The organism is Streptomyces sp. NPDC020299, assembly GCF_044387825.1.
In the GTDB taxonomy this organism is placed as follows: domain Bacteria; phylum Actinomycetota; class Actinomycetes; order Streptomycetales; family Streptomycetaceae; genus Streptomyces.
In genome coordinates, this window is sequence record NZ_JBIRWL010000003.1 from 365,148 (window position 1) to 377,583 (window position 12,436).

General features: G+C 73.1%; 11 protein-coding genes. 5 read left to right on the forward strand and 6 right to left on the reverse strand.

All coding sequences use genetic code 11. The annotated features are described in order from the left end of the window. The first annotated feature begins 49 nt into the window (after positions 1 to 49). On the forward strand, positions 50 to 1,408 hold the full coding sequence (locus ACH45E_RS09560; RefSeq protein WP_361442352.1) for a PLP-dependent aminotransferase family protein: 1,359 nt from the start codon (positions 50 to 52) through the stop codon (positions 1,406 to 1,408). Positions 1,409 to 1,444: 36 nt separating this feature from the next. Here ACH45E_RS09560 and ACH45E_RS09565 read toward each other — a convergent pair whose 3' ends face one another. Together ACH45E_RS09565 and ACH45E_RS09570 are read right to left on the reverse strand one after the other, a co-directional pair. Then, positions 1,445 to 2,371 carry a hypothetical protein gene (locus tag ACH45E_RS09565; protein WP_361442355.1) on the reverse strand — a complete coding sequence of 309 codons (927 nt, stop codon included), beginning with the start codon at positions 2,369 to 2,371 and terminating at the stop codon, positions 1,445 to 1,447. 76 nt (positions 2,372 to 2,447) lie between these two features. Continuing rightward, positions 2,448 to 2,894, reverse strand: a complete 447-nt coding sequence (locus tag ACH45E_RS09570) for a hypothetical protein (protein WP_361442358.1) — start codon at positions 2,892 to 2,894, stop codon at positions 2,448 to 2,450. A gap of 171 nt (positions 2,895 to 3,065) precedes the next feature. Here ACH45E_RS09570 and ACH45E_RS09575 point away from each other — a divergent pair, with 171 nt between their 5' ends. Further along, positions 3,066 to 4,205 carry a PP2C family protein-serine/threonine phosphatase gene (locus ACH45E_RS09575; protein ID WP_361442644.1) on the forward strand — a complete coding sequence of 380 codons (1,140 nt, stop codon included), beginning with the start codon at positions 3,066 to 3,068 and terminating at the stop codon, positions 4,203 to 4,205. A gap of 144 nt (positions 4,206 to 4,349) precedes the next feature. Beyond that, positions 4,350 to 5,414, forward strand: a complete 1,065-nt coding sequence (locus ACH45E_RS09580) for a hypothetical protein (protein WP_361442361.1) — start codon at positions 4,350 to 4,352, stop codon at positions 5,412 to 5,414. Between the two features lie 33 nt (positions 5,415 to 5,447). On the opposite strand, the gene ACH45E_RS09585 is transcribed toward ACH45E_RS09580, so the two are convergent. From ACH45E_RS09585 to ACH45E_RS09600, 4 genes are all read right to left on the reverse strand, one after another. Next, positions 5,448 to 7,421 (reverse strand): Ig-like domain repeat protein, encoded by a 1,974-nt coding sequence (locus ACH45E_RS09585; protein ID WP_361442364.1) that lies wholly within the window; start codon positions 7,419 to 7,421, stop codon positions 5,448 to 5,450. A gap of 136 nt (positions 7,422 to 7,557) precedes the next feature. Next, a complete protein-coding gene (locus tag ACH45E_RS09590) occupies positions 7,558 to 8,799 on the reverse strand; it encodes an amidohydrolase (RefSeq protein WP_361442367.1) in 1,242 nt (413 codons plus the stop codon). A gap of 184 nt (positions 8,800 to 8,983) precedes the next feature. Beyond that, the gene (locus tag ACH45E_RS09595; protein ID WP_361442370.1) at positions 8,984 to 9,607 is read right to left on the reverse strand and encodes a hypothetical protein; all 624 of its coding nucleotides are present in this window, start codon (positions 9,605 to 9,607) and stop codon (positions 8,984 to 8,986) included. Positions 9,608 to 9,922: 315 nt separating this feature from the next. Then, positions 9,923 to 10,096, reverse strand: coding sequence for a hypothetical protein (locus ACH45E_RS09600; RefSeq protein WP_361442373.1), 174 nt, complete (start codon positions 10,094 to 10,096; stop codon positions 9,923 to 9,925). Positions 10,097 to 10,197: 101 nt separating this feature from the next. On the opposite strand from ACH45E_RS09600, the gene ACH45E_RS09605 reads away from it, so the two are divergent. Then, a complete protein-coding gene (locus ACH45E_RS09605; RefSeq protein ID WP_361442376.1) occupies positions 10,198 to 11,541 on the forward strand; it encodes a tetratricopeptide repeat protein in 1,344 nt (447 codons plus the stop codon). A 123-nt stretch (positions 11,542 to 11,664) separates the two neighbouring features. After that, complete coding sequence (locus ACH45E_RS09610; protein WP_361442379.1) at positions 11,665 to 12,429, forward strand: GAF and ANTAR domain-containing protein; 765 nt, start codon at positions 11,665 to 11,667, stop codon at positions 12,427 to 12,429. The last annotated feature ends 7 nt before the right edge of the window (positions 12,430 to 12,436 follow it).

The following is a 12,436-nucleotide window of genomic DNA, read 5'->3' on the forward strand; positions in this document are numbered from 1 at the left end:
GATCTTTGCTCTCGGTGCAATGCAACGGGCCAGCGGAACGAGGAGAGTTGTGGACGACTTCCGGCATCTCGCCGACCTGATCGCCGACGAGATAGCCGCCGGTCGGCTCCGGCCGGGGCAACGGCTGCTTCCGCAGCGGACGTTCGCCCGGCGGCGCGGGATCGCCGCCTCGACGGCCGGGCGCGTGTACACCGAACTCGTACGGCGGGGGCTGGTGGTGGGCGAGGTCGGGCGTGGCACCTTCGTGCGGGCCGCTGCTGGTGCGGGGGCGGCCGGGCGGGCGCTCACGGAGGCCACCGGCCCGGTCCCGTCGGTCAACCTGGAGCTCAACTACCCCTCCGCGCAAGGCCAGCCGGAGATCCTCGCCCCCGCCCTGGCCTCCCTGCTCCGCCCGGACGCCCTCGCCGAGGCGCTCCGCCCGGCCGCCGCCACCGGCCACGCAGCCGCCCGGGACGCGGTGGCCGGCCTGCTCGGCAGCGGGACCTGGCGTCCGGACCCCGCCGGGATCCTCTTCACGGGCAACGCCCGCCAGGCCATCGCCGCGACCCTCGCTTCCCTGGTCCGGCCCGGCGGCCGGGTCGGCGTCGAGCCGCTGACGTATCCGCTGGTCAAGGAGCTGGCGGTCCGGCTGGGCATCACCCTGGTGCCGCTCACGGCGGACGAGGAGGGCCTCTGCCCGGGGTCCGTCGCCGCCGCCCACCGGACCGCTCCCCTGTCCGCCCTCTACGTCCAGCCGACCCTGCACAACCCGACCTCGGTGACCATGGGCACCGAGCGGCGCCGGCAACTGGCCGCTGTCGTCGGCGACCTGAACCTGCCGGTCGTGGAGGACCGCATCTGGTCGTTCCTGCACCAGGGCCCCGAGCCCCCGTTCGCCGCCCTCGCGCCCGCCCTCACCCACCTCGTCGACGGCCTCTCCAAGCGCGTCGCGCCGGGCCTCACCGTCGGTTTCGCCGTCGTACCGCCGGACCGGGTCGAGGCGGTGGCCTCCGCGATCCGGTCCGGGGGCTGGAGCGCGGGCGCGTTCGCGCTGGAGGCGGCGGTCCGGTGGCTCGGGGACGGGACCGTGACGCGGCTGGTGGCGGCCAAGCGCGCGGACGCGGCGCGACGGCAGCGGCTGGTCGCCGAGGAGCTCGCCGGATTCGCCGTACGGTCCGACCCACAGGCCTATTTCGCCTGGTGGGAGCTGCCCCCACGGTGGCGGGCCGACACCTTCACGGCCGCCGCGGCCTCCCGCGGGATCGCCGTCACGCCGGGCACGGCCTTCTGCGTGGACCCGAGCCGCACCCCGGACGCCGTCAGGCTCGGGCTCGCGTCGGTGTCGGAGGGGGAGTTGGTACGGGCGCTGCGGGTGCTTGGCGGCGTCGTGGGTGGAGCGCGGCCCGCAGGTGACGTGCGCGCCGGGTGAGGCGGGCGGGCGGTGCCACGGTCGGCCCGCAGGCGGTCAGGCTCGGGCTCGCGTAGGTGCCGGTGCCGGTGGGGGCGTTGCGGGCGCCCGTCGGCGCCCTGGGCGGAGTGCGGCCCGCAGATGACCCGCGTACCGGGTGAGCCAGGACGTCAGGGCCACCGTCAGGCCGCAGGTGAGCAGGAGCCAGGAGGCCGCGCGCAGGGTTTCGGTGAGGGCGTCGTAGACGGCGCCCGCCGCCGGCGGGGAGACGTCGTCGGGAAGGTCGGCGAGGGTGAGGCGGCGGGCGACGGTGAGGGCGAGGGCGAGCAGGGCGCCGCCCAGGGCCGTGCCGAGGGCGGTGGCGGTGACCGCCCGGCGGCGGTGGACGGCGAGGGCGATGCCGGTGGCGGCGAAGACGACGGCCGCGACGGGAAGCCAGAAGCCGGCGACTTCGAGCACGTGGAACCCCTTTCGGAGCTGGCCCAGCTCCCGGGCCGGGAGGACGGTCACCGCGGTGTGCGCCACCGGGATGCGGGCGGCCAGCGGCACATGGTCACGGGTGAGCTGCCGCTTGACCTGGGCGGTGACGGGGGCGAGATCGACGGTGACCGGCTGCTCGCGCACGGCGCCCGAGTCGCGCAGCGCCCGCAGCACGGCGTCGTGGGCGGCCCGGTTGCCGGTGTCCCAGGCGAGGCGGAAGGCGTGCGTACGGGTGAAGGAGCGCACCGCGTCGCGTACGAAGGGGCGGACGGCGGCGCGCACCGGCCCGCCCACGTCGACCTCGCGCATGATGCCGTCCGCCACGGTGTCCGCGACGGCGTCACGCACGTCCGGGTCGCCGGCGAGCGGCGCCATGGCGGTGACGTACCGGCCCGTGTCGGCGAGCCCGTACGACGCCCAGGCCCCCAGCGTGCCGGTGGGCACGAGGAGGCAGGACAGGGCGATCAGCACGGCCGACAGGGCACTCCGGGGACGTGGGGGCACACTCCCAGGACACGGCCCGGGACCGGGGTGCGCGAGCCGGGTGGGTGCATTCGGGGGGACGGGGCCGGGGCGCCGGTCACCTGACCCGCTGGCCGGCGGCGTCCTCGTGCGTGTAGTAGCGGTAGAAGATCACCGCGAACAGGGGCACGGCGAGCGCCACGCCCAGCCCCGCGGACGCCAGCACGGTGTGGCCACGGCCGCTCAGGCTGTACAGGAAACCGAGCGCGCCGCCCCACAGAGCCGCCCACAGAAACGCGTGCACCTCGCGCTTCACGTGTGGACCGAGGGCCTGCACACCCATGTAGAGGGCGAAGAACACGATCGCGGTCACGAAGCCGAACAGGACGTTCCAACCGGTGATGGGCCCGCCGTAGCGGGTGTTGGCGGCGGCCCAGTAGCCGTAGATCAGCGCGAGCACCAGCGGAAACGCCCACCTGGTGATCGCATGCGTCCGCTCGCTGAAGACGTCGGGCGGGCCGCCGTACCGGGCCACCTCACCGGACGCGTGTGCCGCTTGAGCCATGAGAGCTCTCCTCTCTCTCCTCGCCCCTGCCTTACAGGGCACACCCCGGGGGAGCCCCCTGGCAAGCGGGAGGGACGCCCGGGTTCCCCGGATGCGGCCCACCCACTCCCATGCTTCGCTTGAGGCCATGAAGGGCTGGCCGCACTGCACACCGTGACCGACCGCGAGGCCATGCGCCGACGGCAGCTCCTGCGGATCCGTGGCCGAAGCGTGGCCTGGGCGGTGCCGCTGCTGCTGCTCGTCGGGATCACGGTGGCCGACCTCGGCACCGGCCCGAACTTCCGGATCATCACCTGGATCGTCCTGGTGCCCGGGATCGCCGCCGCGCTCTGCGGGCTGTGGACCACGGCCGCCTTCGCCGTGCTCGCGGTCGTCGACTACGTGCTCGTGGAGAGCCTCTGGTTCAACCAGTACAAGGTGGGCTGGCCCGACTCCGTCCTGGTCGCCGTCGGCGGCGTCCTCGCCACCCTGGCCTGCGCGGTCCGGCTGCGCGGCGAGCGGCGCATGCTGCACATGCGGGACATCGCGGAGACCACCCGCCGCACCGTGCTGCGCCCGCTGCCGCCGGGCTGGGGCGGCCTGGAGCACGCCGCCGCCTACCTGGCCGCCGACACCGAGGCCCGGGTCGGCGGCGACTTCTACGACATCCAGGCCGGCCCCAACGGCACCCGCGTCCTCCTCGGTGATGTGCAGGGCAAGGGCCTCGCCGCGGTGGAGGCGGCGGCCGCGCTGCTCGGCACCTTCCGGGAGATCGGCTACCACGCGCCCGACCTGGCGACGGTCGCCGCCCACCTGGAGATCCGCATGGGCCGGCACCGCTTCCACAGCATCTCCCTGGGCCGCGACGACGGCGACCGCTTCGCCACCGCCGTGCTGATCGGCTTCCCCGTGGTGGACGACGGCACCGTCGAGGTCGTCAACTTCGGCCACGAACCCCCGCTCGCGGTCGGCCCCCACGGGGTACGGCCCCTGCCGGGCGGCGACCGCCTCCCGCTGGGCCTCGGCGGACTCCTCCCCGTCGCCGGCCCGCCGCGGCCCACCCGGGTGACCGTGGCCCCCGGCGAGACCCTGCTGCTCACCACCGACGGCGTGACCGAGGCCCGCGACGGGCACGACGTCTTCTACGACCTCGCCGGCCAGGTCGCCCGTGCCACCGTCGCCGACCCGGGCAGCGTCCGGCCCCGCCGTCTGGTCCGCCTGGTCCGCGAAGGCGTGCTGCGGCACAGCGGCGGCCATCTGGGGGACGACACCACGATCTTCGCCGTACGGCGCATCGAAGGGGCCATGCTGGGGGGACGTTTCCGGGCCTGACACCCACCTCCGCGGCCGCAGCGGTTACGGTGCTGCTCTGACCGATCACGGAGCGGACCGGTCGGCCCGACCGATCAAGAGACCGATCAAGAGACCGGTCAAGAGGCCGATCGACCGCTCAAGAGACCAATCAAAGGGGGGACGATGCCCGGAACCGTGCTGCTGCTCGCGGCCTCACCGATGGGCAAGGGACGCCTGGTGGACGCGGCCTCCGTGCTCCCCGTACTGGCGGCCGTCGCCCCCGCCGTACTGTCCGGCACCGACACCGCCAACGTGGTCGAACTCGCCGACCCGCTCGACCCGCAGGCCGTCCTCACCCGGCTGCGCGCCGCCGCGGCCGCCCCCGGTCCGCTGACCGTCTTCGTCACCGGGCAGCTCCAGCTCGACCGCCGCCAGCACCTGCCGCACCTGGCGCTGGCCCGCACCACCCCGGCGAGCGTCCGCTACACGGCCCTGCCCTGGCACTGGATCCGCGAGGAGCTGCGGCTGCGCCCCACCGGCGCGACCACCCTCTTCGTCGACCTGCACGCGGACGCCGAGACCTGGGAGCACCTGCACGGCACCCCCCTGGACTCCGGCCGGAACAACGCCGTCTTCGGCCGCATCGCGCCCCCGCCGCCCCGCCGCCGGCCGGCCTCGCCGTCGTACATGAAGGCGGTGGCGACACTGCTGCGCAGCGGTTCGCGTCCCCCGCTGGAGCAGTTGCACGAGCAGGCGCTGGCCCGGATCGCCGAGGAGGGTGCGCACCGCGACCTGGTGCTGGCCGCCACCGGGCGGCTCGGTGCCGCCGATCCGCACGCCCAGATCAGCGCCGCCGTCCAGGCCGGGCGGCACACCGACGCCGACGTCCTGGCCGCGCGCCACGAGGAGGCCGCCGTGCGCGCGTACGGGCCCGGTTCCCCGGACGCGCTGCACTGGGCGGAGGTCCGCGCGGACCTGGCGATGTTCGCGGGCGACCCGGTGCGCAGCTGCCGTACCTGGCTGGCCGTCGCCTCGGCCCGGCTGGCCGCCGGGCAGGCGCCGGACGCGCCCGCCGTGGAGGCCGCCGTGGACCGCGCCCACCATCAGTGGGGGTGCATCGACGACACGGCGCGGGCCCGTGAACTCGGGCCCGCGCTCGCGGAGTTGAGGCTCAGGGTGCCGGGGCGCAGACAGGGTGCGCTGGACCATGTCCAGCAGCAGCTGCGGCAGCTCCAGACCCAGGGCTGAGCGTCAGCCGGCTCATGTTCAGCCGGTGGCTGTTCAGTTGGTGAACGTGAGGTACTTCCAGGCGCCGTGCGTCGTGGAGTTCACGGTGTCACCGGAGGAGGCGTTGATGTACGAGGAGCGGACCCGGAACCGCCAGCCGACGTCCTGGCCGTGGTTGCCGGTGATCTCCACCTTCGAGACACCGTCGGTGCCCATGCCGAAGTACTGGGCGTCACCGGCGCGCCAGGCGCCCTGGTAGTACACCTCGAACTCGAACTTCTGCTTCCGGCCCGGGTAGTACGGCATCTTCGTCGTGATCACCGGGTTCTTGGACTTGTGGACGAAGTAATACGTGTGGCCCCACGTGTTCTTCGTCCGGTAGTGGCCGCTGACCGAGGTGGACACGCTCACCTGGGCGCCGACCGTGCTGGTCGCCGACCGCGGCTGGTAGCGGGCGTCGCCGGCGAACTTCGCGGTGACCGTGGCATCCCGCTTGAGGTCCAGGACGGCCGACAGGTTGCCGTGGGAGTCGACCTTCCCCGACTTCACCAGCTTGTTCGGCTTGTCGGGGCCGTACGGGTCGGCCCAGATCTCCACCGTGCGGTTCTTGTACGTCGCACCGAGGTGGGCCGTGAACTTCACGTCCTTGCCGTACGCGTACACCTTGCCGTTGTTGTTCAGCGACAGCGCCGGCTTGGCACGGGAGACGTCGACGGTGCCGGAGGCCTTCCCGGCGGCGTGGTCGGTGTCGCCCGCGTACGCCACCGTGTACTTCACCTTGCCGCCGGCCGGCGGGGTGTCGGTGAAGGAGTAGGTGCCGTCGGCCTTGACCGTCACCGGGGCGAGGGCCTTGCCGTTCGGGGAGTCCAGGTCGGTGCGGGTGACCGTCAGCTTGGCGCCGGCGGGGAGGGCCACGTTGGAGGTGACCTTGCCCTTGACGGTGAGCTTCTTGGCGCGGGCGGCCGTCGCCGGGGCGTCCACGGTGACCGTGGTGGCCGCCTTGGCGGGGGCGTCGAACTCGCGCAGCGCGTACACGCCCTCGCTGTTCCTGCTCACCGCGAACAGCCGGGAGCCGTCCGGCGCCCAGGCAAGGCCGGAGGAGACCAGCAGGTCGGAGCCGCTGCCCTGGCCGGTGTTGGGGAAGTCGTAGGTGCGGACCGCCGCGCTGCCGCCCGGCTTGAAGACGTAGACGTCCGGCTCGTACAAGCCGCTGATGCCGGCCGCCACCGTGCCGTCGGGCGCGACGGCCACCGAGTTCGGGTAGGCGTCGGTGACGTACTTGCCGTCCTCGTTCAGGTCTGAGGTCTTGAACACCTGCTGGTAGTACGGTGCGCCGCTGGCCACCACGACGTCCTTGCCGTCGGGGGTGACCTGGAGGTCGCCGAGGTTGTCACCGGCCTCGCGGGTGCTCGCCACCCGGCCGGCGGTGCCCGACGAGACGTCGTACGAGGCCAGTTCGGCGGGGCTCTGGTCGACCGAGCCCGCGATCAGCGTGCCGGAGCCCGGTGCCGCGTCCAGCATCGGCGCGGAGTACCAGCCGTTGTCCTGGCCCAGGGTGACCTCGTGCTGCTCGCCCGCCAGGTCGACGGAGCCGATGTTGCCCTCGGTGGCGCCGCCGTAGCCGAACCACAGCTTGCCGCCCGCGAGGGCGACGCTCAGCGGCTTGTCGCCCACCGTGTAGCGGGTGGTCTCGGTGTCCGTCGCGGTGTCGATGACGGCGATGGCGTCCAGGTCCCGCACGGCCGCGTAGAGCGTGCCCGAGTCGGCGGACAGTTCCAGGCCGGAGACACCGGCCAGGTTGGTGCTGAGCTGCTTGACGACGTTGCCGGCGTAGTCCGTGACGACGATCTTGCCGTTGAGCGGGTCGCTGACGAAGACCCGCTGGTGGACGCCGTCCACAACGATGTCACCGGTCGACCTGACCGGCAGGGTCTTGCTGGAGTCGGCGGACGCCGGAGTGGCGGCGAGCGCCGCCGAGCTGAGGAGGACCGCCAGGGTGGTGGCGGTGGTGAGGGTGCGCTTACGCACGCTGATTCGAACCCCCCGGATCGAATGGAAGTAGAAGAGCGTCACGCGACACGGCCGCTGATGTGTGTTGTGTGTCCCCTGTGGGCCGTGTGTGACGACTGAGTGTGTGCGATGAGTGAAGCGCTTGCAGGCTAGGTCATGCAACTGACAATTGAGACAGGGCACCGGCGACCAGTGTCCGCACGCCCGGCGCGACCGTGGAGAGATCGGGCGCGAAGTGCGGGCTGTGGTTGCTCGGTACGGCCTGGAGCTTGTCCCAGATGCCCTCGCCCTCCGCCGCCTCCCACACCGGGTGCGGCGTGGTTGTCACGAACCAGTAGGAGTACGGGATCGAGCCCGCCGCGAGCTGGGGGAAGTCCTCGCTGCCCATCGCCGGGCCCGGGTCGAACACGGTGGCCGCGCCGAACACCTCGCCGTGCACGGCGGCGACCCGGCGGTCGGTTTCCCTGTCGTTCACCGTCACCGGGAAGGTCGCCCCGACCGTCACCTCGGGCTCCTGCGGGCAGCCGGCCGCCAGGCACTCGCCGAGCGCGATACGCCGGATCGCGGCGATCATCCGCTGCCGCACCGCCTCGGACTGGGTGCGCAGGTTCAGGGCGATGCGGGCCTCGGCCGGGATGATGTTGTGCCGGGTGCCGGCCTCGATCCGGCCGACCGTCAGTACGGCGGACTCGGCGGCGGCGGTCTCCCGGGCGACGACGGTCTGGAGCCGGGTGACGAGATACGCGGCCGTCACCACCGGATCGACGGTCGCCTCGGGCCGGGACCCGTGCCCGCCCCGCCCGTGCACGACGATGTCCACGTCCGTCGAGGCGGACATGATCAGTCCGGGTGCGTGCGGGTACAGCCCGGCCGGGCCGGGTGCCGCGTGCTGCCCGAGCAGCACGTCCGGTCGTACGAACCGCTCGTAGAGGCCGTCCTCGACCATGCGGGCCGCGCCCTGCCCGGTCTCCTCGGCGGGCTGCCCCACCACCAGCAGCGTCCCCGACCAGGTCTCCCGCCCGTCCGCCAGCGCCGCCGCCGCGCCGGCCAGCCAGGTAACGTGCAGATCGTGCCCGCAGGCGTGCATCACCCCGTCGGCCTGAGAGGCGTACGGCAGTCCGGTCTCCTCCCTGACCGGCAGCGCGTCCATGTCCGCCCGCAGCAGTACGGCGGGCCCGTCGCCGTTGCGCAGCAGCCCCGCCACCCCGGTCCCGCCGACCCCCTCGACCGTCTCGAACCCGGCCGCCCGCAACCGCACGGCGAGCCTGCCGGCGGTGCGGTGCTCGGCCATGGACAGCTCCGGGTGACGGTGCAGGTCCCGGTAGAAGTCCTCCAGGGAGGGGACGGGCAGACCGGCGGTCAGGTCGAGGGCGGCGCGGGCGGCGGGGGAGGTCATGGGGGTCAGGTTAGGCCTTCGTCTTTCACCCGTCCGGTGCCGTCAGGGCGTGCGCGACACGCTGAGTGCCGGACAATGGTCACTACTGGGCTCCCGCCCGGAGCGGACTGCCCCAGGTGGGGGGCCTGGACGGGTACCCCGGCCCGATTGCGGCGGGCCGGGGGCTCCATCTCAGGCATCAGGGTCACCAGTCGTTGTCGTTGTCGTTGTCGTGGCCGCGGTCGTTGTCGTGGTCGTTGTCGTGGTCGTTGTCGTGGCGGATCGTCCGGAAGCTGGCCACCCCGAGGGTGGGCACCACGCCGAAGCTGGAGCTGTGGGGTTCGACCGTGGTGATGGGGGCGCCGTTGTCGCAGACGTTTCCGTTGAACACCTCGACGGTCTTGCGGCTGTCGTTGCGGATGTTCAGGCTGTTGGCGGTGCCCACGAGTTCCACGGTGATGCAGTCGCCCGGGTTGCTGGTGTAGCTCCGCTCGTTGATCTTGATCCTGCCCTCGTCCTCGCGGTTGCGCTCCTCGTGGCGGCGCTCGTGGCGGCCCTCGTTGCCCTTGCCCTGGAAGCTGTTGCCCCCGACATTGCCTCCCACGAAGGCGCTCACGCCTCCGGTGCCCTCGTTGCCCTTTCCTGTCCCCGGGTCGCCACCGGTACCGGTACCGAGAGCGGGTGCCTGGGCGGCTTCCGCCCTCTCGACGACCGGGGCCTGGTCGACCGGCCCGGAGGCGGCCGAGGCGTAGGTGATGCCGCCCGCGGCCAGGGCCGTGGCGGCCACGATTCCCGCGGTGACAGCGGTGGAGCGGCGGGTCTTCAGCATGCAACTTCTCCTGTCTGAGAGAGACCGGCCGGGACAGCCTCCCGGCACGTGATTGAACGTACTAACCACCACCATGGCTGTCATATCGGGCAAATCGGCAGGCCGCTCTCAGGGCTCCGAACGGGGGACACCGGGCGACCGCCCGGCCGGCTGACTGCATGTGAAATAGCCCTGTAAAAAAGGAACTTGAGGGACAGTTAGCCTTTCAAGGTGATAATCTGATATTTAGTCACCCCTACGGCAGCAGGCACCTGGAAAACCGCCGGACGATGAGCTGAGTGACCATCAGAGAGCCCCATCGGCCCTGGGCAGGCCCTAGCGGCGCGGTGCGTGCTGGGCCGAGGGTGGGGCGGGGGTGCTGTCGGTGGCCCGGGCCGGGCCCGCGTTCGCCGCCGTGACGAGGGCGACGACGGCGACCACGGCTGCGGCGACGCCTCTGGCGTACCGTGCGGTGGGGCGTCCGTAGCGTGCGGCTGAGCGTCCGAGCACGGCAACCTCGCAACAACAGCGGCGTATTAAGCACGTTTAATGCGACGCTTAACCTAGGGGCTGTTCAAGCCGAACGGCAAGGGGTTTAGGGGGAGTTGGGGGTGCAGGAACGTGACGATCCTGAGACCATCGGGCGGCGCGTGCAGCAGCTGCGCGCGGAACGCGGCCTGACGCAGAAACAGTTGGCGGAGCCCGCCTACACACCCGCCTACATCTCGACGCTCGAGGCGGGGCGGGCGCGGGCCTCCGACGAGGCGTTGCGGCACATCGCGGGCCGGCTCGGCGTCACCTTCGAGGAACTGGCCAGCGGGCGCTCCCCCCATCTGGCCACCGGTCTGCGGCTGCGGCTCACCGAGGCGCAGCGGGCCCTGGCCACGGGCGAGGCCAAGGAGGCCGCCGCCCAGTACGCCGCCCTGCTGGCGGAGGCGGAGTCGCACGGGCTGGCCTGCGAACAGGCCACCGCGCTGCTCGGGCTCGGGGAGTGCGCCCTGGAGACCGGTGATCTGGTGGAGGCCAGGCAGTACTTCGAGCGTGCCGAGGAGCAGATGGCCTCCCAGCCGCTGCCGGTGCGGGTGCCCGCCCTGCGCGGCCGTGCCGTCGCCCATTACCTCGCCGGTGAACTCCGGTACGCGGTGTACCTGTTGGAGTCCACCGTCGACGAACTCAACCGCGGCGGACTGCACGACCCGGACGCGCTCCTGCTGCTCTACGCCAGCGTCATCGGCCCCTACATGGACATGGGCGCCCACGCCCGCGCCGCCCAGGCCGCCGAGTTCGCCCTCGCGCTCGCGCCGCAGGTCGAGGACCCCGCGCTGCTCGCCCGGATGCACCGCTCCGTCGCCCGTACCCTGCTCGCCGAGGGCCGGGTCGCCGAGGCCGACGCCTCCCTGGCCAAGGCGGCCGAGCTGTACCGCCGGCTGCAGATCCGTACCGAACTCGCCAACTGCCACTGGATGCGCGGGTACGTGTACGCCCAGGACGGTGAACTGGAGCGCGCCGAACACGAGTTGCGTGAGGCGCTCACCATGCTCTCCGCCACCCGCGCCGCCCTCTACAGCAGCCAGGCCGCCGTCGAGCTGGCCGACGTCCTGCACCGGCGCGGCAAGTCGGAGGAGGCCGCCGAGCTGCTGCACGGGGTGCTCGGGGACCTGTCGTCGGAGCGGGGCGCCGTGCACGCGGCGGCCGCGCACCGCCTGCTCGGGATCATCGCCGAGGACGCCCGGGACACGGAGGCCGCCGAGGAGCACTACGTGCGCGCGCTGAGCCTGCTGGAGCGGGCCGGCGCCGCCGGTGACCTCGCCGACCTGTGCCGGCTGCTCGGCGACCTGCTGCGCCGGACCGGGCGGGTGGAGGCCGCCCTGGACGCCTACCGGACGGGGCTGGGACACCGTACGGCCCCCGGCACCACCACCCTCGGGCCCGCCCCCGCGCAGCCTCCGCTCTGAGCGGCGCCTTCGAAGCTGTTTCGCCCCCCTCGCCACGGATACTCGGGGAGTCCTCTCGGGCGGACTGACCTGCGCCGGGAGCCTTCGACGACAGCCGGGCCGAGGCTGAAGGAGGCGGTGAAGGTGCGGCCCAGGGACGACGGTGCGCGTCTCGACGGTTCCGGAAACGCGCTACCGCACCGCAGGGAGCCGGCGGAAGTCCTGGCCGAGGCGGTGCGGGGCGCTACGCCCGAGCAGGTGCCCAAGCGGCTGTGCGCGGCCGCGGTCGACCTGCTGCCGGTGGCCGGCGCGAGCGTGTCACTGTGCGGCGAGGGCGTGCCGGTGCTGGTCGGGGCCAGCGACGACACGGCGGCCGGCGTGGCGGAGATGCAGGCCACGCTGGGCGAGGGGCCGTGCGTGTGCGCCGCCGAGACCACCGCGGCGGTGCTCGCCGGCGACCTCACGGCCGGGCCGGACGTGGCGCGCTGGCCGGTGTACGCGCAGCAGGCGACGGGCGTGGGGGTCCGGGCGGCGTACTCGCTGCCGCTCGGCGACTCCGCGGTGTGCCTGGGCACCTTCGACCTGTACGGCACCGACCCGGGCGCGCTGACCGGCCCCGATCTGCACACCGCCCGACTGCTGGCGAGCGCGCTGACCATGGCGCTGATGTCGCTGCCCCGGGGCGAGGAGGAGATGGGCCGCGCGGGCGGCCTCTGGCTCGGCGGCCTGACCACCGGTCACAGCGAGATCCAGCAGGCCATCGGCATGATCATGGCCCAGCTGGGGATCGACGCGGACGAGGCCCTCGCCCGCCTGCGCGGCCACGCCTTCGCCTGCGGGCGTACGGCGCTGGAGATGGCCCACGACGTGGTGGCCCACCGCAAGCGGTTCCACGAGGAGCGGGCCTAGGCCCGGC

What these genes read in the sequence shown, in the direction of transcription:
- ACH45E_RS09570 (WP_361442358.1), bottom strand. Translation starts at nt 2,894, where the DNA reads ATGGCTCAAGCGGCACACGCGTCCGGTGAGGTGGCCCGGTACGGCGGC.
- ACH45E_RS09575 (WP_361442644.1), top strand. Translation starts at nt 3,066, where the DNA reads ATGCGCCGACGGCAGCTCCTGCGGATCCGTGGCCGAAGCGTGGCCTGG.
- ACH45E_RS09580 (WP_361442361.1), top strand. Translation starts at nt 4,350, where the DNA reads ATGCCCGGAACCGTGCTGCTGCTCGCGGCCTCACCGATGGGCAAGGGA.
- ACH45E_RS09590 (WP_361442367.1), bottom strand. Translation starts at nt 8,799, where the DNA reads ATGACCTCCCCCGCCGCCCGCGCCGCCCTCGACCTGACCGCCGGTCTG.
- ACH45E_RS09595 (WP_361442370.1), bottom strand. Translation starts at nt 9,607, where the DNA reads ATGCTGAAGACCCGCCGCTCCACCGCTGTCACCGCGGGAATCGTGGCC.